Source organism: Deltaproteobacteria bacterium (assembly GCA_020848745.1).
Lineage (GTDB): Bacteria > Desulfobacterota > Binatia > UTPRO1 > UTPRO1 > UTPRO1.
Genome location: JADLHM010000005.1, coordinates 1 through 21441, shown reverse-complemented (window position 1 = coordinate 21441; position 21441 = coordinate 1). Strand labels below are relative to the sequence as shown.

Below are 21441 nucleotides of genomic sequence, written 5' to 3'. Positions count from 1 at the left end.
CCACGACATGCGCGCGCCGACGATGCTGATCGACTACTCGAGCCTGCTCTACCGGGCCTTCCACTCGGTGCCCGACTCGATCCCGATGCACGCCGTCTACGGCTTCCTGAACATGCTGGCGCGGCTCCTCCTCGACCACCGGCCGCGGGCCCTCGCGATCGCCGTCGACGACGACTGGCGCCCGGCGTTCCGCGTCGCGGCCCTGCCCTCGTACAAGGCGCACCGGGTCGCGGACGACGACGAAGTCGATCCCGTTGCGCCGCAGGAGAGCGTCGGCCGCGCGGTGCTGCGCGCGCTCGGCTTCGCGGTGGTCGGCGCCGAGGGCTTCGAGGCGGAGGACGTGATCGCCACGCTCGCCGCGGCCTCTCGCGGCCCGGTCGCGGTGGTGTCGGGGGATCGCGATCTCTTCGCGCTCGTCCGCGATCCCGACCGCGTCGTGCTCTACCCGCAGACCGGCGTCTCCAAGGTCGTCGTCGTCGACGAGGCGGAGGTCACCCGCCGCTACGGCATCCCCGGCCGCGCCTACGGAGACTTCGCGCTCCTGCGCGGCGACCCCTCGGACGGGCTCCCGGGCGTGCGGGGCATCGGCGAGAAGACCGCCGCGCAGCTCGTTGCCCGCTACGGCTCGCTCCCGGCGATCCTCGCGGCGACCGACCTCGCGCCGGCCGTCGCGCGCAAGCTCGACGCGGGCCGCGACTACCTCGCCGCCGCGATGCGCGTCGTTCTGCCGGTGCCGGACGTACCGCTGGCGCCGGTCGCCCTCGGGCTGCCGACCGCCCCGGCGGACGCGGCCGCGCTCGCCGTCCTCGTAGCCGCGCACGAGCTCGCCTCGCCGGTCGAGCGCGTGCGCCAGGCGCTCGCGGCGCGTCCGTGAGCGCACGGCGGACGCGGTGACCGAGTCCACGCTCCTCGCCGGAGTCGCCGCGACGGCGGCCGCCGTCCGCCACTACCGGACGCGGGTCGCCCACCCGCCGGAGCTCGTGTACCGCGAGACGCCATTCCTCACCCATGTGCGGACCCGGTGCGCCACCCTGCGCGAACCCTACCGGCCGCCCTGGTGGGGCGCCAATCGTCACCTCCAGCTCGCCCTCCTCGCCTGGCGCAACGCGCGCACGCCACCGCTCTGCTACGACGAGACCGAGATGCTCCCCCTGCCGGATGGCGGCACCGTATCGCTCGACTGGCTCGGCCTCGAGGGCCCGCCGGCGACGCCCCTCGTGGTGGTGCTGCCGACGATCTGCGGCGACGGACAGACCATGCGGCGGACGGTCGGCGCCCTCCGCCGCCGGCTCGGGTGGCGCATCGTCGTCTGCAATCGGCGCGGCCACGGCGCCTTGCCTCTCACCGCGCCGCGCTTCAGCACGCTCGGAGCGACCGCCGACCTGCGCGTCCAGCTCGGGCGGATCCGCGCCCGCGTCCCGGCGGCGCCGCTCTACGCCGTCGGCGTCTCCGCCGGGTCGGGGCTCCTCGTCCGCTACCTCGGCGAGGAAGGCGCCCGCGCGCCCTTCGCCGCGGCGGTCGCGTACTGTCCGGGCTACGACACGACGCACGCCTTCCACCGCGTTCATCGGCTCTACGCTCGCTATCTCCTCGGCGCCGTACGCCGCTACTTCCTGGAGCGTCACGCCGCGACCCTGGCGACGCATCCGGGCTGGGACGCCGCCATGCAAAGCCGCACGATCGGCGAGTTGCACGACCGCCAGCATCCCTTCGCCGGCTTCGCGAGCGCCGACGACTATCACGCCCACACGAACCCGATGCGGGTCGCCGACGCCGTCGGCGTCCCGCTGCTCATCCTGAACGCCGCCGACGATCCCGTCTGCGCACACGCCAACGTCGAGGAGCATCGCGGCCTCTTCGGGCGCGTCCCGGAAAGCCTCCTCGTGCTCACCGCGCGCGGCAGCCACTGCGCTTTCTTCGAAGGACACTGGCGCCCGCGCTCGTGGGCGCACCGCCTGATCGCCGAGTACTTCGGCGCCGTCCACGAGTGGGCATCCGGCGCCGCGCGGCACGTCCCCTGACAGCCGGCGCACGCGACGCGCAACGCTCGCCCGCCGCGCCGGCCCCAGGTGTCGTCTTCCCTCGGGTGCTACTGCGCCGGCTTCGCGTCCGACCGTGCGAGCGGCGTCGGATTCGGCCTGCTCCGCTCGCAGCTCGGCAGCTCCACCGACGACAGGACCAGGTCCTCGAGCGCCCAGCGCCAGAGGAGCGCCGCCGCGATCGCCGCGCCGCCGAAGCCGAGACCCGCCATCCACCACTCCGCCGCGAACGACATGACCGTTTCCATGCGTCGCATGGTAGCGGCGAGCCGAGCTGACACAAGGCGTCAAAAGGCTCCCGCCATGCCGTAACAAGGCGCATGGCGAGCGCGCACCGCGTCGGCTATGCAGCTGCGCGGCATGCGCGCGAGACGGATCGCGATCTACGGCGCCGGCAGCATCGGCTGCTACGTCGGCGGCCGGCTCGCCGCGACCGGTAGCGACGTCGTCTTCATCGGCCGCGAGCGGATCGCGGCGGAGGTACGCGCGCACGGACTGCACCTCACGGACTGGGAAGGCGCGGCCCTCGACGTCGCTCCGGACCGCATCCGCTTCGAAACAACCGCGCCGGCCGCGAGCGGCGCCGACCTCGCGCTGGTCACCGTCAAGTCGGCGGCGACCGACGACGCCGGCCGCGAGCTCGCCGCGGTCCTCTCCCCGTCCGCGCTCGTCGTGAGCCTCCAGAACGGCGTCGGCAACGCGGAGCGTCTGCGCGCCGCGCTCCCGAGTCGGACGGTTCTGCCCGGGATGGTGCAATTCAACGTCGTCCACCAGGGTGCCGGTCGTTTCCATCACGGCTCCGAGGGCCGCCTCGAGGTCGCGCGCGACGCGCGCCTCGACCCCTACCTCGCCCCGTTCGCGGCCGCCGGACTGCCGCTCGTCCTCCACGATCGGATGGTGCCGGTGCTGTGGGCGAAGCTCCTCCTCAATCTCAACAACCCCGTGAACGCGCTCTCCGATCTGCCGCTCAAGGCGCAGCTCTCCGACCGCGCCCTGCGCCGATGCACCGCGCTCGCGCAGGCGGAAGCGCTCGCCCTCCTCGCGGCGGCGGGCATCGCGCCGGCGCGCCTGACGCCGCTCCCCGCCTCGTGGCTTCCCCGCGTGCTGCGCCTTCCGAACGCGATCTTCACCCGCCTCGCCGGCCGCATGCTCGCGGTCGATCCGCAGGCGCGCTCCTCGATGTGGGAGGATCTCCAGGCCGGACGGACCACGGAGGTCGACTGGTTGAACGGCGAAATCGTGCGCCTCGCCGCAAGCCTGGGTCGCACGGCGCCGGTGAATGCCCGCCTCGTCGCCCTCGTGCGCGCGGCGGAGGGCGGCGAACGGCGGACCTGGTCGGGTCCGGCGCTCCTCGCCGAGCTCGAGCGCGCCGCCTGAGACGCGCACGGCGACGGCCGACCCCCGGTCGGCGTCGCCGTGTGGCGGGAACGAGACGTAACGCGGATCAGCCGCCGTTGCTCGCCGGCTCGTAGGCGCGACACGGCTGGCCGCGCAGGCCGGGGCACGGCGGCAGGCCCGCCGGCGCCGGCGCACGCCGCACGACCGGCAGCACCAGACGCGAGGCGTAGCCGCGCGAGTAGTTCACGTCGTTCGTCACCATGCCGTTGGTGTCGAACGTGTCGAAGGCCCAGCGCGTGCGGTCGCCGCCCGGCGCCTCGAGGCTCACCCGGATGCGCGAGCCGGCCCGGAACGTGTGCGCGACGGCGAAGATTCCCACCCGCATCTTCGTGAACTGGCCCGGCGGCAGGGGCTCGGCGTCGGCTTCGAGGTGGGTCTGCCGGACCTCGGTGCGCGTGTTGCCCTTGCGCGCGAGCTTGCGGTGGCTCGCCCGCAGCCAGCCGCTCTGCACGTACGTCTCCAGGTCGTCGGGGCGGACCTCCGTGAGCGTCACCTGGATGTCGGTGTCGGACGCGCTCGAGCGCAGGAAGAGGTCGACGGCGCCCTCGCCGACGATCGTCGTGTCCGCTTCGAGCGGCGCCGTCGCATACGCGACCGCCGTCCCCGCGACGAGCGGCCGCCAGTCGTAGGCCGGCATGATTTCCCAAGACTCGGCCTGCCCCTGGCCCGGAATCGTCTGCATCGGACGCGCCTCCGGGTCCGGATCGTAGCTGTCGAAGCCGTCGCTGACCGATTTGAACTTCGACAGCGATCCCCCCGGCCCGAAATACCAGGCCGTCTGACGCGCCCCGGGCGGCGGCCACTTCTCGAAATCGAGCTCGAAACGCGGCGCCGGCAGACCCGGCGTCCCGGAGCCCGCGCCGTTCTCCATGAGCACGCGTACGCGCGGCCCGGCCTCGAACTGCCGCCGCGCGTCGGCCAGATCGCTCGCGCCGGCAAGGTAGTCGGGCGGCAGCGGTGGCGTCGGCGCCCCCGGCCCGAGGATGTTCTCGTAGATCGCGCCGGCCAAGGGGGTCAGCCGGTCCATGTTCGGGAATCGCTTCGCGACGTAGATGTCGAGGAACGCGGTCCAGTCCCAGAGGCTCGTCGGCTCCATCGAGCTCGAGTGGACGCCGTTCACGAGCATGATCTTGACGTCGCGGCGCTTCGGCAGCTGCTTCAAGAGCGTCACGAAACCGCTCCCGGTCTGCTCGTCCTGCCAGGCGCCCGAGATGAAGGTCGGCACCCGGATGTTGGCGGCCCAGTTGCTCGGCGAGCGCGCGTCCATGAGCTCGGAAACGTAGTACGGCTTGCTCTGCGTGAAATCGACCGGATCCTGCGTCTGGAGACGGAGACTCTGGTTCGCGAGGCAGGTGGCGTCGCCGTCGTTCACGCGCTGGATCGCCCACGCCTGCCCGCCCTCCGGCGCCGGGAGCGCGTCGTCGGCGCGCTCCTGTAGCCAACTCTCGGCGAAGCCGTTGTTGAAGATACCGCCCGGGAAGCCCGGCGCGCGGTAGATGTCGCCGATGATCGAGAAGGGCGCCACCGCGACGAGGTGCGGCGGCTGCGCGCCCGCGACGAACATCTGGCTGATGCCCGGGAAGGAGATGCCTATCATGCCGACCCCCTCGCCCTGCACCCAGTCCTGGTTGCCGACGATCTCGATGACGTCGTAGCCGTCCGCGGTCGTGGGCAGATCGAAGAGGTCGATCACGCCGCCCGAGCAGCCGGAGCCGCGCATGTTGACGGCGACCGTCGCGTACCCCATCGCCGACGCGATGAGCGTCGAGGGCTGCGGGTTGTCCGGGTCGGCGGCGGCATAGCCGGAGTACTCGACCAGCGTCGGGAAGCGGCGCCCGGGCGCGAACGAGCTGCCGAGCGGCGCGCGCACCATCGCCGCGAGGAGCGTCCCGTCCCGCGTCTCGATGTAGTTCAACCCCTCGACCAGGGTCTGCGCCTGATAGAAGGACTGCGGCGGATGGTCCGTGAAGCGGCGCGTTGTCACCGCCGTCGTCGCGCCCCCGGGCTCGCGCACGAAATACGCGTTCCCCTGGCCGAGGTCGCGAAAGACCAGGCTCCCGAAGCGATCGACGAGCCCGCTCTGGACGTCCACGTGCTGGGCGTTCTCGAGCACGAGCGGCGTGCCTTCGACCTCGCCCGTGATGGCGACGAAGCCGATACCGGACTGCACGTCGAGGGCGACGGCGGGCGTCGCGCCGCAGAGCGCGAGCAAGGCGGCGCACAGGATCCTTCGGTGACGGGTCGGCATGAATGGTCCTTCGGACGGGAGCTCATCCACGCCACGGCCGCGCGGATGGCGAGCGAAGCCTACTCGGGACTTCGCGCGAGGTCCAGCGAAATCGACGCCGGAACCGCGAGTTGCGGTCCGCGCCGGACCGCGCCCGCTACTGCGGGTCGAGCGTCGTCACCACGTCGGCAACGAACGCGTCCGTCTTCTCGAGCAACGCCGCGCCGTCGCCGAGCGTGAGGCAGCCGCCGTTCCCCTCGATGCGGTCCCAGAGATAGGCGTACTGCCCTTCGGGGCGCGTCAGGCATCCCGGGGCGACCTCGCCCGGGTCGCGCCGCATCGCGTCCTCGAAGCACTCGAGCTTGTCCGAGGCCATCTCGGCCACGACCTTCTGCTTGCTCGCCGCGCACGCGTTGACGAGCGGATACGGAAAGTCCGGAGTGACGTCCTGCACGGCCTCGAGCACGAAGGCCTCGACCTTGCCCTGGATCGCGATCACGTCGTCGCTCGTAAGGCAGACCCCGCGCCGTTCCGCGTCACGGAAGCACTCGGTGATCTTGTCGACGGTCCGGTTCACGCAGACCTGGTCGACGAAGCGCCCGCGGAGCGTCGCGTTCTGATGGCACTTGAAGAGGCCGAGCACGCCCTGCACGCCGCAGACGTGCGTGTAGCCCATCACGCAGCGGACCTTCGCCGCCGCGCAGCGGTTCACCGTGACCGACTGGGCCTCGGCGGAGGCGCCGACGAGCAATCCGGTCGCGAGCGCCAGGACGGTCCCGGCCAGAACTCGAGGAAGACTCTGCATGGGGGCATCTCCTCCGTGAGATGCGCAGTACCATGCCAGAATGCGTACCGGAGGCAACCGCCTTTTCTCCGGCCGCCCTCACGCGCGGCGGCGGCGCTCGTCCAGGACGGCGCGCGCCGCCGCACCGCTCCCTCCGACCGCCGTGAGCTCGTTCGTGACGAGGTCGTACGCGAACGACTCGCTGTGACCGTCCTCGAACGCGACGTCGACGTCGGCCGTCGTACTGGTCCGGTAGCCGAGCGTCACCTCCTCGATCCCAGCGAGCCCCGCCGTCGCGAGCGCCGACACGAGCCGCGACGTCCATTCTTGCGAGAGCTCGGCCCATTTGCCAAGCCTCCCCGCAGGAGAGCCTTCCATGAGTGATCGCGTGAGCATCTCGATCGACGCCGGCGTTGCCGACGTCCGCCTGAACCGTCCCGAGAAGATGAACGCCCTCGACCGCCCCATGTTCGACGACATCGCCGCCGCCGGCGCGCGCCTGGCGGCGACGTCCGGTCTCCGTGCCGTCGTCCTCTCGGGGAATGGCCGCGCCTTCTGCGCCGGGCTCGACATGGCGAGCTTCACCGGCTCCGAGGGCCCCGGCGACATCACCGCCCGGACGCACGGCGCGGCCAACCTCTTCCAGGAGGTGGCGTGGCTCTGGCGGCAGCTGCCCGTCCCGGTCGTCGCGGCCGTCCACGGCGTCGCCTTCGGCGGCGGTTTCCAGATCATGCTCGGCGCCGACGTGCGGATCGCGGCCCCGGACACCAAGCTCTCGATCATGGAGATCAAGTGGGGGCTCGTCCCCGACATGGCCGGCATCGCCCTCACCCGCGGCCTCATGCGCGACGACGTGCTCCGCGAGCTCACCTTCACCGGCCGGATTTTCAACGGCGCCGAGGGAGTCGGCTACGGCTGCGTCACGCACGTCGACGCGGACCCGCACGCCGCCGCGACGCGCCTCGCGCGCGAGATCGCCGCCAAGAACCCCGAGGCGATCCGCAGCGCGAAGCGCCTCTACAACGACGCCCTCGATGCCGACGGCGCCGCCCTTCTCGCCGCCGAGAGCCGCGAGCAGAAGGCTCTCATCGGCACCGCGAATCAGCTGGAGGCGGTGATGGCGAACATCGAGAAGCGCGCCCCGATCTTCCGCGATCCCGCATGACGGCGCCGGCGGCGACGCCGCTCCCCACGCTCGCGACCCTGCTCGGCCGCGGCTGGCGCAAGAGCTGTCCGCAATGCGGCGAGGGCGCCCTCTTCAAGCGCCTGAACGTGATGCACGACCGCTGCGCCGTCTGCGGCCTGCGCTACCTCGAGGACCAGGGGGACCTCTTCGGCTACCTCTTCGTGCTCGACCGCGTGCTCTTCCTGGTGCCGCTGATCGGCATGGTGTTCCTGCGCGTGTGGGTCCCGTCGCCGACCTGGTTCTACGTCGCCTGGGCGATCGCCATGCTGGCCCTGGTCGTGACGCTGCCGCAGCGAACCGGGGTCGGCATCGCGCTCGACTACCTGCTCCGCCGCCGGCGCGCCGCTACCTGACGCGCCCGGCCGCGTCACGGAGCGGACGCGGCGGGCCGATGTCGTCCAGGAACTCGTCGACGGCCGCGAGCGCCGCCCGGAGCGCGTCGCGCTCGCCCGCGAGCCGCCGCGCCGCGCCCCGTCTGAGCTTGCGGCGCGCCTGGGGCGTCGCCGCGGGAAAGGCCCATGCGGGCTCGGCCGCGAGCCCCTCCAAGCGGCGCTCGAGCATGCGCGCGGCCCGGCGGAGCGCCCGCAGCCGCTCGTGCCGCTCCGCGACCGAGAGGAATCCCCCCGCCGCGTCCGCGGCTTCCCCGAGTTCCGCCTCGGCGTCGAGCCCGCTCTCCGCGACGGCCTGGAGCCAGGTCGCGAGCGCGAGCAGCCGTTCGAGACCGCGGACCGCGTACGCGGCCTGCACCTCCGCCCAGACGGCGCGCAGCCGTGCCGGCGCGAGGGTCCGCACGACGCTCGGCGAGTCGGGATGGAGGCTCCGTGCCAGCGCGCGGTAGATCGCGGCGAGCCGTTTCGTCGCCACGCCGTCGACGGCGCCTTCCGCGCCGGTCGCGCCGCTCGCCCCGCCGCCCCGGCCGGCCGCGCGCCGCTCCCGCCGCGCGCGCTTGCGCGCCGCCCGCTTCCGCTCGCGCTTGGCGCGCCGCCGCGCCTCGACCTCGTCGCGTTCCCGCGCCGTGCGCTCGGCGCCACCCTCGGCGCGGGGCGCCTCGTCCGCGCCGCACTCCCGCACGACCCAGAGCGCCTCGCGCGGGTGCAGGCCTTCGTCCTCCACGAGCTCGGTCACGCGCGCCGCGAGCACCTGGCGGGCGCGGAGCGCGCTCGAGAGCTCCTCCACCTCGCCGACCGCCGGTCCGAGCTCGAGCCGGAGCCAGGCGTCGTACGCGGGCCGCTCCACGTCCTCGAAGCGGCGCAGCCGCGCCTCCAACCGCGCGAGCTCGCGCCGCTCCGTCCGCTCCTCGCGCGCGAGCCGGCGCAGCAACCGCGGTAGATCGGCCGGTACCGGCAGCGTCACGGACGGGCTCCCCTCACCGGCGATTCTGATACAAGCCCTCGCCATGCGAGAGCCAGCCACCCCGATCGAGCACCTCACGACCCCCGCCGACGTCGCGGGCTTCGCCGACGAGGCCCGCGCCGCCGGGCGGATCGGCCTCGACACCGAGTTCCTGTGGGAGCGGACCTACGCGCCCGTCCCGTGCCTCGTGCAGGTCGCGACCGCGAACCGCATCGCCATCATCGACCCCATCGCGGGCGGCGACGTCACCCCGATCGCCGCCCTCGTCGCCGATCCGGACGTCGAGATCCTGATGCACGCCCCGGCGGCCGATCTCGTCCTCTTCGCGCGGTGCTTCGGCATCCGTCCGACGCGCATCTTCGACGTGCAGGTCGTCGCCGGCTTCGTCGGACTCGGCACGTCGCTCGCCTACGATCGCCTGGTCGAGCGCGTGCTGCGCATCCGCCTCGCCCACAACGAGACCTTCAGCAATTGGGTGAAGCGCCCGCTCTCGCCGACGCAGATCGCCTACGCCGCCGACGACGTCCGCCACCTGCACGCGATCGCCGACGCGCTCGTCCACGACGTCGCCGCGCGCGGACGGAGCGCCTGGGTCGCCGACGAGCTGACGCGCCGCTACGGGCCCGGGGTGCCGGCGGCGGATCCGCGCCAGGCGTACTTGAAGCTCTCCCGCCGCGGCCGCCTCTCGGGCCGCCAGCTCGCCCTCCTGCGCGAGGTCGCCGCCTGGCGCGAGGCCGAGGCGCAGGCGAGCGACCTCCCGGTCGGCTGGGTGCTGAAGGACCCGACCGTCATCGAGGTGGCCCGCACGATCCCCCGCGACAGCGACGCGATCGGTCACGTGCGCGGCGCGAGCGGCCTCTCCGCCCCCGCGCGCGCCCGGCTCGTCCGCGCCATCGAGGCCGGCCTCGCCGCCGAGCCGATCGCGCCGCCTCGTGAGGCGCCCCGCGAGCTCGCGCGGCGCGTCGCCGCGGCCTCCGAGCTCGCCGCCGTCCTGCTGCGGACGCGCTCTGACGCCGCGGACATTGCCTCGGAGCTCGTCGCCACGCGCGCCGACCTCGAGCGCTACGTCGAGCTCGTCGTCGCCGGCGGCGCCGAGGAGCACCCGCTCGCCAACGGCTGGCGCGCCGAGCTGGTCGGGCGCGAGCTCCACGATCTGGTCGAAGGCCGCCTGGCGCTCGCGTCGCTGCCGAAGCCTCCGTACCTCGACGTCATCCGGCGCGAGCGTTAGACCCGCGACGCCGAGGCACCGCTATTCGCGGACGACGCCGATCGCGTCCATCAGGCGCCGCGTCTCGAGCGTCAGCTGCTTCTCCTGGAAGACCTCCCGCCATGTGTCGGCGGTCTTCGCCTCGATGCGGTCGTGGGTGTGGAAGTTCGGGTCGCCGAGGCTCGTGTTCATCACCTTGCGGGCGCCGCACGCCTCGAGCATCGCGGGCTCGACCGCGACGCCGAGCGCGTCGCAGAGCCGCCGCACGACCGGCTCCGGGTCGCGCACCAGATGCTCGAACTTGATGAGGACCTTCTGCTGCTCGGCCACCGACGCGAGGAACTCGCGGATGATCGTCTGCTGGAGCACCCACTTCACCTCGCGCCCGCGCGCGACCGGCAGCATGCCGTTCTCGGTCCGCACCACCTGATCGACGACGAAGTCCTGGAGCCGCCGCCCGATGCCCTTCAGGTCCTTGGTATGGCGCTCGCGGAACTTGAGTCGCACATGCGACTCGATGACGCCGAGCGGATGGCGGATGAGCCAGACGTAGAAGGGCTGCAAGGGCCGGGATCTCCGCAGCGTATCGCCGTCGTTCGCATACGCGGGCGTCTTGTCGAGCAGGAACTGCCCCGGCTTCAGGAAGCCGAAGAGCCAGCGGTAGACGTCGAGGATATCGCGCCCCTCGCATGCGGCGTCGATGGCCGTCGCGTCCTTCGCCTGCCCGAGAAGCTCGAAGAACTCGACCAGGCTCTCGCGCGCGACGGCCTTCTGCTCCCGGAACGTCCGGTAGTCGGGGTAGCGCATCAGGAACATCTCCTGCGGGGAGACGATCCGGCTGTTCGCCCCGAGAACGACGCGGGTCAGCGTCGAGCCCGAGCGTTCCGAGCTGAGGATGAGGATGAGCCTGCGTTCGTCCGAGCCTGTGGCCATGCCGATGGGAGGTTCTCTGGGGATTCCCGGACCCGAAGACCGTCGACTCTAGCCGGAGACCCGCGAGCTCTTCAACGCATCAAGTCGCCCAGAAACGCAGGATCCGCTCGATCATCCAGGCCGACGCCACGGCTCCGAGCCCGTAGGCCGGCAGCCGGGGCCGGCCGCGTGAGGATCGGAGCCCGCGCGGGGCCAGCGCCGCGAGCGCGACCAGCGCCCCCACGATCCCGAGCTGGCCGACCTCGACGCCGAGGTTGAACGCGAGGAGCGCGAGGGGAATCTGATCGGCGGGCACGCCCGTCTCCGCGAGCGCCCCCGCGAAACCGAACCCGTGGAGGAGCCCGAAGACGAACGCCACGAGCCACGGGAAGCGGCACGCGAGCGTCGGCGGCTCGTCGGGGCCGCGCACCAGCTCGCGGGCGAGGAGCACGATGCTCGCCGCGATCAGCGCCTCCACGGGCGCCGACGGCACCGTCACGATCCCGAGCACCGCCGCCGCGAGCGTGAGGCTGTGGGCCAGCGTGAAGGCGCTCACCGTCGCGACCAGCGCCCGGGTCGCGCCGACGAGCAGGAAGAGTCCGATCACGAACAGCACGTGATCGGTGCCGCCGAGGATGTGCTCGATCCCGAGCCCGAGATAGCGCGTCGCCACCGTCCGCGCCGGCGCGCCGGGCAGCAGGATACCGCGCGGCCCCTCCGGCACGACGAACGACTCGCTCGCGTCGGTGAGGATCCCGCTCGCCGCGGATCCGTCGTTCCAGGAGACCCGGACGATCGCGTCGACGCGGCTCGCGGCGAGCCCCGGCACGGTGATCGTCTCGCCCCGGAGCCGTCCGGCGCCGCACGCCACGCGCGTCGCGATCCGCTCGTCGCTCGCCCCGAGCTCCGAGAGGGTGCGGCACGCCGCGGGCAACCGCGGCAGGAGCGGCGGCGCGTCCGGCACGAGCGCGCCCGACTCCCGCCCGGGCGCACGCCACACGACGTCGAAGGTGCCGCTCTCGCGCTCGCGGAGATCGAGGAGCGCCGGCTCGAACGTGTGCGACGCCGCTTCCGTTCCGGCGATCGCGAGGAGAGTGACGGCCCATGCCGCGACCCGTCCGGGTCTCACGACGCGGGCCTCCCCGGCGTCGGCGGCTCCTCGATGCGCACGTCGTAGCGCGCGCGGAGCGCCCCCAGCGCCGCGCGTGCCGCTTCCGACCGCCGCTCCTCCTCCCAGTCGCGGACGAGCTCGCGGCGGACCTCGTCGACCGTCGCCGGCCGCCCTCCCTCCCGCGTCGCGATCCGCACGAGGTGGACGCCGAAGCTCGATCGGTACGGCCCGACCCATTCCCCGACCGGCGCGCTCTGCAGCCGGCGCGCCAGGTCCGGCCCGAAGACGCCGGCGAGCTCGCCTTCCGTCGCGGCACGGAACTCGCGTCCGCGCAGGAACGGATCGCCGAGGCCCGCCGCGTCGTCGCCGGCCGCGAGGCGCGCGCGGAGCTCGTCCGCGACCGCCTCCGTGTCCTCGGGATGGAGGCGCGTGCTCACGAAGACGTGCGCGACGGTCATCCGCGCCGCGAGCTGGTAACGCTCCGCGTGGCGCGCGAGAAACGCCGCCAGGTCCGCGTCGGTCGGCGGAGGCAGCGGCTCGCGGTCCTGGTTCAGGAACTCCATCTTCTGTACCAGCCGGCGCCGCACGATGATGTCGCCGCGATCGAGCCCGAGCGCGAGCGCCTCGCGCAGCATCACCTCGGTGTCCACGTAGCGGTCGACGAGGGCACGCTGCTCCTCGGGCGTCGGCAGGCGCCCGTGGCGCCGCAGGTGCTCCTGCTGGAACCCGCGTTGCAGTGCCGTGGTCACCACGATCGCGCTCGTCGCGCCGGGCGGCGCCACCGCGCGGTGCAGGGCGAAGAGCGCCGCCCCGAGGACCACGAAGTGGACGAGCGGCTCGCGCAGCAGGCGTCTCACCACGCGCCGCCGCGCCTCGCCCGCCCCCGGGGCCCCGCCGTCACGCGCCGGGCCGGTACCAGATCGGCGAGCTCCAGGCGCGCTCCTGCACCGTCTTGGCGACGTCCGGATCCGTGCACGACGGCGGCCGCTCGCCCGGCGCGAGCGCGTTGCACGTGACGGTGCTCCACCGGCAGGTCGGGTTCTCGAGCACGCGCACGTAGTAGAAGGCGTGCCGGCTCGCGTCGAACGACGGGTCCGTCCACACCGCGCAGAGGTCGTCGTCGCCCGGACCGCTCGCGACGCACGTGTCGGTGTCGACCGTCGCGCCGTTGTTCGCGTCCCCCGCCACGTCGAAGACCTCCTGGTGCCACCCGGCGTCGTCGATCCACCCCTTCACGACCTGCACGCGCTGGAGCGGCGTCCCCGGGCGCGCGAGCGTCCCGGGATCGCGCGCGGCGGCGACCAGGAACGACGGCGCGGCGGCGGTCGGCGGATCCATCACGCTGCCCATCGGCACGCCCGCCGCGTACGCGCCGGCGATCATGTCCGGATCCGCGCAGAGGCCGGCCGCCAGGTTCCACCCGCCGAAGAAGCGGACGGCGATACGCGGACCGCTCGTGCCGAAGACCTCACGGCGACGGAGCGCATCGAAGATGCTCGGACGCGAGTTCTCCTCCGCCCAGACGCCGACGATGCCGCCCGGGCTGAATTGGATCCCGCCCGGCGTGAGCACGCCGTTTCCGAGCTGGGTCGCGGGCGTCGCGTCGTCGGTGCCGCGGTGGCCCTGGAAGGTCGCCTCCTCGACGGCCCCCGGCGTGCCGTTGTGCGTGTCGGTGCCCGCGATGATGCCGAGGCGGTACGGGTTCACGCCGAGGCGCTGGTCCTCGGCGAGGCCCGCGAGGAGCACGTTGCGGACGAAGTCGAGGCGCGAGAAGCAGCCGCCGCGGGCGACGCCCTGCCCTCCGACACCGTCGCCGCAATCGCGGAAGGGCCGCGGATCCTTCTCGAAGTCGCACTGCTCGTCGGAGGCGCCGATCACCCCCGAGAGCCCGTTCATGCACTCCGAGTCGCCCTTGTGCTGATAGATCTCGACGAGCGGCTCCATCGCGCCCCGGGCGGCGGCCTGCGTCCGCTCGGCCGCGACCGAACGGGCCCCCGGATACTCGACCGCGAACATGTTGCCGTTGCTCTCGTTCGGGTTGTGCGGAATGGCGAGGACGTCGCAGCCGCTCGCGGCGTCGCGGCATCCGGCCTCGAGCTGGCTCCAGAGGCCCTGCGGCGACTGCTCCTCGAAGTACGTCGTCGGATACGATACGCGGTCGTTCCGGAAGATGACGTTCCGGTGGCGGGTGCTCGTGGCGCGCGCGCTGGTGTACTCGTACCCGACGAAGCTCGTGAAGCCGCAGGCCGCCGTGCGGTCGTAGGCCTGGTCGGCGGCCTGTTGCACGCTCTGCCACACCTGCGCGCCCTGGATCGCGCATTCCTGGCCGTTCGGTGCGCAGATGTCGGCGAAACGCTCCGGCTCGAGGCTCGCGAGCGGCAGCGCAATGAAGCGGACGGCGTTGAAGGTCTCGCCGCGGTACACCTGACACGACGGCGCGTCGTAGTTGGGGGCACCCGGCGTCGTGCACTCCTCGACCTCGCCGAGGAATTCCGAGTGGTCGGTGACGGCCGCGAAGTCGAGCGGCCGTTCCAGCTGAACCGTGCGCGTACCGACACCGTTCACGTCGAGCGGCGGGAGCGCGACCGGCGCGCCCTGGGCGAACCCGTAGGCTTCCGCCGGTGTCGTCCGCACGTCGAAGGCCTGCGCATCGAACGAAAGCGCCGTGTGCACGTGGAGATCGCCGAAGTAGAGGTTGCGGAGCGGGTCGTGGTCGGCGCACGCCGCGCGCGGCTCCTCGTAGGGGCGGAGCACGGTCGCGCCGGCGGCGCGCACCTCCCGGGCCACCGCCGCCCCCTCGACGCGGCTGCGGTTCGCCTTGAGCTTGGCCGTCGGGGCGCAGAGCGCCGCCGCCAGCCGCGCCTCGCGATCGAGCGTGATGCTCTTGCCCTGGACGTAGACGCGGCCCGTGAGGGGCGCCGCCATCCCGTCGGCCGGGGCCAGGGCCGCGCCGACCCCGAGCTTCAGTGCGCCCGCTACGTGCAGCTGCGCCGCGCCGCGAAAGCGGACCTCGCCGTGGCGGCCGATCCGAAGGCTGCAGAAGACGTAGCTCCCCCCGACGAGCTCGAGGGTCGCGGGAGCCCCCGAGCTCTTCACGGCGACGTCGCCGTAGACCCCGGGCGGAAGCACCGTCCGACCGGCGCGCACCGTGACGCCCGCGGCCGCGTCGCACGCCGGGAAGGTCGCGGGGTAGCCGCACGCCGTCGGTACGTCCGCGACGATCGGCTGCGGCGCCGCGCCCGCGGCCGGGCAGTCGGGTCCGGACGAGGCGACCGAGGTCGCGTAGATGCCATTGCAGTCGCCGGTCGCCACGACGTCGGCGGAGGCCGCGACCACCTGGGCCGTCGGCGCCGAGAAGCTCCCCCGGGCCGTGAACGCGCCCTGGTTCACCCCGAGGTCACCGTCCCCGGCCCGCAAGTTCCGCACGTGCATCGTCTCGAGCGCGAAGAGCGAGTACGCGTCGAGCGACGGCGAGGGCGTGGCGCCGGCGGTAGCCACCAGCGCCGTCAGGACGAGCGCGGGCGACGACGAAAGCATCGAGCGGCGAAGGCGTTGCACGAGGGAGGCCTCCTGGGCGGCGTGAGATGGGCTCCGCGAGCCTTACCACGGGCTCGATGCGCTTGTCAGGTGATTTTCCCGCGCGGATCCTTCCGTCTGCTGCGCCGCGCCGGCCGCGCGCTACGGCGAGCCCGGCGTACCGCGCGTGCCCTCGAACCCGCGCTCGCGCATCACCAGCTGCACCAGCTCGGCCGTCGACCGCGAGCCGGTCTTGCTCATCGCCTTCGCGCGGTAGACCTCGACGGTTCGCGGACTGATGCCGAGCTCGGCGGCGATCAGCTTGTTGGGTAGGCCCGCGGCCACCCGCATCGCCACCTGGTGCTCGCGCGTCGTCAGGCTCGCGATCCGCGCCGCCAGCTGCGCCATCTCCTCCGAGTGCGCCCGCCGCCGGACGTCCTCCGCCAGCGCGGCCCGCACCCGCGCCAGCATCGCATCGTCGGCGCAGGGCTTCTCGACGAAATCGAAAGCTCCCTGCTTCAACGCGGCGACCGCATCGGGGACCTTGCCATGGCCGGTGAGATAGATGACCGGCAGCGTCCAGCCCCGCTCGTGAAAGGTCCGGTGCAGCGCGAGGCCCGACAGGCCGGGCATGCAGAGATCGAGCACCAGGCACTCCGGCGCGGTCGCCCGCTGATAGCGCGACGCGAAGTCCTCCGCGTTCGCGTAGCTTTCGACGACGAGCCCGGCGGACTCGAAGAACCAGCGCAGGCCGCGCAACACGGCGGTGTCGTCGTCGACGACGTGAATCGTTCCTCGGCTCATCATGACCCCCGTTGCCGATCGGCCCCGCGGACGATCGCGACCGCACGCTGCGCCTGCGTCGCGATCGCTTCCAGTACGTGGGCGAGATCCGCTTCCTGCAGGCTGTGGGCGTCGAGGCGCATCTGCGCGCCCCGGACGTAGCTCACGATCGCCGCCAGGGGTTGGCTGATCTCGTGGGTCAGCCAGCGCAGCTCGGCCGCGAGCGCACGCTGCACGTCCGCGTCCAGGCTCCCCTCCGGACGGCTCGGACCGGCGCCCGCCTCGGATCGCGCCGCGTCTCCCGGCTGCGGGGACGGCTTCTCCTGGTCGGACGTCGGCATTCGCCAGCAGCATGGACGCGCGTCGCCGTCGAAAGCAAGTCGCGCGCTCCGCCCGCTGGGCTACCGGATCGTGCCCCTCCCCGGGATGAGCGGCAGGTCGAGCGCGGTCACCCAGCCCGCGGGCAGCTCGTTCACGTAGGGCACGGCGTTCAGCGCGCGCAGGCCCGTCGCGAGGCAGCCGGCCGTCGAAGCGTCGCGCCCGCTGCCGTCGGTGAAGCGGAACGCGGTCTCCTGAGTGATCGACGGCGAACCCTCGATCTCGACCCGATACACGTCGTTCCGGCCGCCGCGCGGCCAGTCGGGCGCGGCGTCCTGCCCGACCCGGTTCACGTGCTCGAGCTGGATCCGGGTCGTCCCCCGGTACACGCCGTTGATGGTGAAGTGGATGGCCGCCACCTCGCCGGGAGCGATGGTGCCCTTCACCGTCGTGATCGCCTTCGGCGTCACCCACTTGTCCCAGGTGGTGGTGATCGCGTCGAGCTCGATGCCGGCGGCGTGCGCGATCATCGGCACCGTCGCGCCCCACGACATGGCGAGGATGTCGGGATTCTCGAGGAGGGCCTGGAAGTCCGCCGGCTTCCCGATCCCCATCTCGATCTCGTAGTCGCCTTCGTAGTTGCTGTAGTCGAGGATCTCGAGGGCGCGCACGACGCGGACCTCGCCGCAGAGGCCCATGAGGGTCAGCGGGAAGAGGTCGTTCGCGAACCCGGGATCGATGCCGGTCGTGAAGCACGACGCCCCTCCCCGTTCGCACGCCTCGGTGATCGGCGCGATCCATTGCGGCGGGTTCTTCGTCATCGCCGGCCAGACCCACGGCGTCATCGCGGTCGAGCAGACGTCGATGCCGGCGAGCAGGAACTGTTTGATGAGCCGGATGTTGTCGCGCGCGTAGGCGGCGGTCGGTCCGTAGTGGACGAGCGCGTCGGGGTCGGTCGCGAGGAGCTGCGCGACGTCGTCCGTGGCCGCGAGACCGATGGGATCGATGCCGCAGATCGCGCCGACGTCCTTTCCGACCTTCTCCGGGTGGCTGACGCCCACACCGACAAGCTCGAACCCCGGATGCTTCACGATCTCCGGGATCACGAGCTTCCCGACGAAGCCGGTCCCCCACACGACGACCTTCTTCTTGCTCGCGCCCGCACGGGTGGTCATTTCGACATCTCCCCGGCGTTGACCAGCAAGTATTGGCCGGTCACCGCCTTGGAGAGATCCGACGCGAAAAACGCCACCACGTCCGCGACCTCGCCGTCCTCGGTCATGCGCCTGAGCGGGAAGCCGCCGACGATCCCGCGAAGCGCCTCCTCCGCGGTGATCTTCTGCTGCTTCGCCCGCCCCTTCACGAACATCTCGACCGGCGGCCCCCACATCCACGACGGCACCACCATGTTGCAGCGGATCGCGTCGGGGCCGAGCTCGTCGGCGAGGTAGTACATCGCCGAGAGGAGCGCCCCCTTCGACGCCGCATAGCCGGCCTGCGGGAGCGACGGCTTGAACATCGACTGCGACCCGATCAGGACCACCGAGCCGCCGCCGCGCTCCTTCATCGCGCCGGCCGCCGCCCGTACGACCGTCAACGCTCCGATCACGTTGGTCTCGAAGGCCTGTCGCCAGGACGCGAAGTCGGTCGCGAAGAGCCCGCCCCACGCGTGCTCGAAGGCCGCCACCTGTACGAGCGCATCGACGCCCCCGAAGCGTTCCCGCGCGAGCCCCACCAACGCCGCGCACGCCTCCGCGTCGTTGATGTCGGTGGCGCGCGCCGCGAGGCGTCGCCCCGAAGGATCGAGCGCGCCGACCGCGGCGTCGAGGTTCGCCTGCGTCCGCGCCGCCATCACCACGTTCGCCCCTTGGACGAGAGCCTTGGCCACGCATTCGCGCCCGAGCCCGGCGCCGACGCCCGTCACGATCACCGTCTTGCCGGAAAGGATCATGGCCGAAGGCTCTAGCCCGCATTTCTCACCGGGTCCACGTCGCGAGAGCGTCAAGCGCGCGCCAGGGACCTGGTGCGAAGTGCGGGCTCGCAACGACCGGAATGCGGGTCGTCAGCCGCGCGTCCCTACGCGTCGTCCTCGCCGCCGGTCGCGACCCCGTACCACCGGCGGACCACGCGGCCGACCTGCTGCGGCCTGAACGCCCGCACCCGCACCTCGGCGATGAGGTTCACATAGCGGCGCGGCACGTCGGTGGCGTCACGCGGCGTCACGCCGTGCACGGACCGCGGCGAGTTCACGAACGCGACGCAGGTGTTGGCGGCGTACGGCACCGTCCTCACGACCGCGACGTCCCGGGCGAGGACGCGGTGCTTCACGAACCGCGGCGCGCGGCGCCACGCGTAGAGCTCGAGGTCGCCGCCGGCTCCCGTCTCGCGCGGGTCGGGCACGTAGAAGAGCGCCGAGAAGATCTTGTCGCCCTTGTCGACGTGCGCGGTCTTGACGCTGCTCCGCACCGTGACCGGGGTGTTCACGACGAACTGGCAGTCGAGGCGCACGTCGGCGTCCGGGTCGGCGCCGCGCGGCGCGATGCGCCACTGCTCGTACGGCCGGCCGATCCGCGCCTCCAGGTCGGGAAACGCGCGTCGGAAGTGCCCGGCGAACAGTCGCACGACGTCGCGCCAATAGTCCGCCGAGGTGTGGTGCGCGAAGAACTCGCGCCAGACCGGTGGCGTGCCTGGATCCGCCGCAACCCGCACCGCATTCCTGCGCACGGCCCGGTTCGACCCGCCGACCTCGCGCGGCGCGAGGAAGCTCTCGAGCGGCGGAAAGCTCGCCGACAGCGCCTCGTACACGCCCGGGTCGACGGCTCCGCCGCGGGCGAGATGCGCGAAGGGCTCTCGTGTCACGGCCGCGCGGTGGACGCCCGCGAGCAGGTGCGCCGTGGCCGTCACGCGCCGGCACGACGCCCGGAGGCGTGCCACCCGCGCCGCTCGGTGTCGTTGACGCAGATGTACTGGAGCCCGGCCGCGCGGCACCAGTCGCTCAGCTCGCGCAGGTCGTGGAAGTGGGTGATCGGCGTCGAGAGCCGATCGTGTACGCCAGCGATCCGGGTGCGCCACGGGTGATCGATGTAGTCCGTGAGCGGCATGCGGCGCACGATGCCGCCGAGACCCGCTCGCCGCATCGCCCCGAGCGGCTCCCAGTAGAGCGCCGAGAGGATCGCGGCGACCACCGTCGACGCGCGGGCGCGCGCCGGACCGGACCACCGGCGCGTCACCCGGTGCAACGCGCGCATGTGCGACAACCGATAGCTCCACGTCATGCCGGCGTACCCGTAGACCCAGACGACGACCGTGCCCCCGTCCGGCCGGGCGAACGGCACGATCGCGCGGAAGCCCGCGGCGGGGTCGGGCATGTGATGCAGCACACCGAACGACCACACGACGTCGAACACGCCATCACGAAACGGGCGATCGAGGACGTTCGCCTGCACGACGTGACAACGCGTCCGCCGCCGATTCACGGCGTACGCACGATCGACGCCCCCCGACAGATCGACACCGACCACCTCGGCGCCCTCGAGGCCCGCCACGTACATGTGGCGGCCGAAGCCGCAGCCGACGTCCAGCACCAGCTTGCCCCGCAGCGCGCCCTCGCCGATCGTGCCATCGACGTAGCGGCGGAAGTTTCGATGCCACTGCGCGACCAGGGCCGGACCCGGCGGTGGAAGATCGAGACGCTGCCGGGTGAAGCTCTCGAGGGTATCGGCAAGCACGTGCTCGTCGCCGTCATCGTCGCCGAGCAGCCGCGGATGCGCTCGAAAGTACTCGGGATAGCGCGGAGCCATGCGCCGCAACAGCCTCGGCTCCAGGAGCCGCGGGACGCCGCCGATGACGGGGAACTCCCCAGAGCAACTCCCGCATCGCAACAGCCCGTCCAGCACCTCCTCCTCGGCGCTCCCGCGTCCATCCGAGGTGTACGCGCGGAGATCCAGCGCGCAATGACATCGCGGACAGACGATGAGATCGAGAAGCCTGCGACGCATCGAACACGCCTGACGTAGTCGACCGCTCGCGATCCGACAAGCGCGACGACCCTATAGATCCATCGCCCGGACCCGCGCGGTCCGCGCGACGTCCCGTCCCACGAGCCGCCGGCACCGCCAGCCCCACGGGGGCCCGCCTACGACACGGCGCCGGTCGCGATGTCGAGCCGAAAGTTCCGCGTCCCGCCGTTCGCCTGGGTCGCCACCACGTTCGCGGTGCCGGAGCCGTCGAACGTGATGTCGAGCCGCGTGAAGGTGTCGGCGATGTCGCTCTCCGTGAGATCCACCGCGGCGCTTCCGCCCGTGAGCACGCCGGTCGCCACCACCACGTTCGCGAGGGTCATGGTGAAGCTGTTCGCGGACTCGCTCGCGACGTCGACCGAGCCGGCGAGAAAACGGCCGCCGCTCCCCCCGCCGAGCGCGAGTTCGCCGTCGTAGTCGGCGATGAAGTCCTCGTCGCTCGCCGTGTCGGCCTCGAAGAAGCCGAAGGTCAACGACGCCGCGCCGACGGTGACGTCGCCGAAGAGCGACACGTCGTCCACCTGGCACGAGAAGAAGCTCGTCGTCGTGCCCTCCTCGTCGGTCGCCACGTCGATCTCGCCGTCCGGC

The 21441-nt window shown here is 72.5% G+C and carries 22 protein-coding genes; 6 read left to right on the top strand and 16 right to left on the bottom strand.

Annotated features, from left to right (window positions below; genetic code table 11):
* The first annotated feature begins 7 nt into the window (after positions 1-7).
* Both IT293_00585 and IT293_00580 read left to right on the top strand, forming a co-directional pair.
* Entirely contained in the window at positions 8-874 is an 867-nt protein-coding gene (locus IT293_00585) for a 5'-3' exonuclease (GenBank protein MCC6763133.1), read from the top strand.
* Between the two features lie 16 nt (positions 875-890).
* Positions 891-2021, top strand: a complete 1131-nt coding sequence (locus IT293_00580) for an alpha/beta hydrolase (protein MCC6763132.1) — start codon at positions 891-893, stop codon at positions 2019-2021.
* A gap of 68 nt (positions 2022-2089) precedes the next feature.
* Here the strand turns inward: IT293_00580 and IT293_00575 are convergent, their stop codons facing one another.
* On the bottom strand, positions 2090-2287 hold the full coding sequence (locus tag IT293_00575) for a hypothetical protein (protein MCC6763131.1): 198 nt from the start codon (positions 2285-2287) through the stop codon (positions 2090-2092).
* A gap of 112 nt (positions 2288-2399) precedes the next feature.
* Between IT293_00575 and IT293_00570 the strand changes: the two genes are divergently transcribed.
* Positions 2400-3416 carry a 2-dehydropantoate 2-reductase gene (locus IT293_00570; protein MCC6763130.1) on the top strand — a complete coding sequence of 339 codons (1017 nt, stop codon included), beginning with the start codon at positions 2400-2402 and terminating at the stop codon, positions 3414-3416.
* A gap of 67 nt (positions 3417-3483) precedes the next feature.
* Here the strand turns inward: IT293_00570 and IT293_00565 are convergent, their stop codons facing one another.
* From IT293_00565 to IT293_00555, 3 genes are all read right to left on the bottom strand, one after another.
* Complete coding sequence (locus IT293_00565; protein ID MCC6763129.1) at positions 3484-5685, bottom strand: CocE/NonD family hydrolase; 2202 nt, start codon at positions 5683-5685, stop codon at positions 3484-3486.
* 136 nt (positions 5686-5821) lie between these two features.
* On the bottom strand, positions 5822-6469 hold the full coding sequence (locus IT293_00560; GenBank protein ID MCC6763128.1) for a hypothetical protein: 648 nt from the start codon (positions 6467-6469) through the stop codon (positions 5822-5824).
* 78 nt (positions 6470-6547) lie between these two features.
* Entirely contained in the window at positions 6548-6826 is a 279-nt protein-coding gene (locus IT293_00555) for a hypothetical protein (GenBank protein ID MCC6763127.1), read from the bottom strand.
* Between IT293_00555 and IT293_00550 the strand changes: the two genes are divergently transcribed.
* Positions 6825-7613 (top strand): crotonase/enoyl-CoA hydratase family protein, encoded by a 789-nt coding sequence (locus IT293_00550; GenBank protein ID MCC6763126.1) that lies wholly within the window; start codon positions 6825-6827, stop codon positions 7611-7613. The genes IT293_00555 and IT293_00550 overlap by 2 nt on opposite strands.
* Positions 7610-7987: a DUF983 domain-containing protein gene (locus tag IT293_00545; protein ID MCC6763125.1), complete on the top strand. Its 378-nt coding sequence runs from the start codon at positions 7610-7612 to the stop codon at positions 7985-7987. The genes IT293_00550 and IT293_00545 overlap by 4 nt, the downstream gene beginning before the upstream one ends.
* On the opposite strand, the gene IT293_00540 is transcribed toward IT293_00545, so the two are convergent.
* The gene (locus IT293_00540) at positions 7980-8987 is read right to left on the bottom strand and encodes a hypothetical protein (protein MCC6763124.1); all 1008 of its coding nucleotides are present in this window, start codon (positions 8985-8987) and stop codon (positions 7980-7982) included. The two genes, IT293_00545 and IT293_00540, sit on opposite strands and share 8 nt — an antisense overlap.
* Positions 8988-9030: 43 nt before the next feature.
* On the opposite strand from IT293_00540, the gene IT293_00535 reads away from it, so the two are divergent.
* Positions 9031-10215 carry an HRDC domain-containing protein gene (locus tag IT293_00535; protein MCC6763123.1) on the top strand — a complete coding sequence of 395 codons (1185 nt, stop codon included), beginning with the start codon at positions 9031-9033 and terminating at the stop codon, positions 10213-10215.
* A 21-nt stretch (positions 10216-10236) separates the two neighbouring features.
* On the opposite strand, the gene IT293_00530 is transcribed toward IT293_00535, so the two are convergent.
* The 11 genes from IT293_00530 to IT293_00480 all read right to left on the bottom strand — a co-directional run.
* Entirely contained in the window at positions 10237-11127 is an 891-nt protein-coding gene (locus IT293_00530) for a sulfotransferase (GenBank protein MCC6763122.1), read from the bottom strand.
* A 79-nt stretch (positions 11128-11206) separates the two neighbouring features.
* The gene (locus IT293_00525) at positions 11207-12235 is read right to left on the bottom strand and encodes a HupE/UreJ family protein (protein MCC6763121.1); all 1029 of its coding nucleotides are present in this window, start codon (positions 12233-12235) and stop codon (positions 11207-11209) included.
* Complete coding sequence (locus IT293_00520) at positions 12232-13077, bottom strand: peptidyl-prolyl cis-trans isomerase (GenBank protein MCC6763120.1); 846 nt, start codon at positions 13075-13077, stop codon at positions 12232-12234. Before IT293_00520 ends, IT293_00525 begins: the two co-directional genes overlap by 4 nt.
* Before the next feature lie 37 nt (positions 13078-13114).
* A complete protein-coding gene (locus IT293_00515) occupies positions 13115-15775 on the bottom strand; it encodes a DUF3604 domain-containing protein (protein ID MCC6763119.1) in 2661 nt (886 codons plus the stop codon).
* A gap of 120 nt (positions 15776-15895) precedes the next feature.
* Positions 15896-16540 (bottom strand): response regulator transcription factor, encoded by a 645-nt coding sequence (locus IT293_00510; protein ID MCC6763118.1) that lies wholly within the window; start codon positions 16538-16540, stop codon positions 15896-15898.
* A complete protein-coding gene (locus tag IT293_00505; GenBank protein ID MCC6763117.1) occupies positions 16537-16857 on the bottom strand; it encodes a hypothetical protein in 321 nt (106 codons plus the stop codon). The genes IT293_00510 and IT293_00505 overlap by 4 nt, the downstream gene beginning before the upstream one ends.
* A gap of 60 nt (positions 16858-16917) precedes the next feature.
* On the bottom strand, positions 16918-18009 hold the full coding sequence (locus IT293_00500; protein MCC6763116.1) for a dihydrodipicolinate reductase: 1092 nt from the start codon (positions 18007-18009) through the stop codon (positions 16918-16920).
* Positions 18006-18785, bottom strand: a complete 780-nt coding sequence (locus tag IT293_00495; protein ID MCC6763115.1) for an SDR family oxidoreductase — start codon at positions 18783-18785, stop codon at positions 18006-18008. The genes IT293_00500 and IT293_00495 overlap by 4 nt, the downstream gene beginning before the upstream one ends.
* A 125-nt stretch (positions 18786-18910) precedes the next feature.
* Positions 18911-19768 (bottom strand): 2OG-Fe(II) oxygenase, encoded by an 858-nt coding sequence (locus IT293_00490; protein ID MCC6763114.1) that lies wholly within the window; start codon positions 19766-19768, stop codon positions 18911-18913.
* Positions 19735-20832, bottom strand: a complete 1098-nt coding sequence (locus IT293_00485; protein ID MCC6763113.1) for a methyltransferase domain-containing protein — start codon at positions 20830-20832, stop codon at positions 19735-19737. The genes IT293_00490 and IT293_00485 overlap by 34 nt, the downstream gene beginning before the upstream one ends.
* Before the next feature lie 137 nt (positions 20833-20969).
* The coding region (locus tag IT293_00480) for a hypothetical protein (GenBank protein ID MCC6763112.1) at positions 20970-21441 on the bottom strand (472 nt) is incomplete at its 5' end.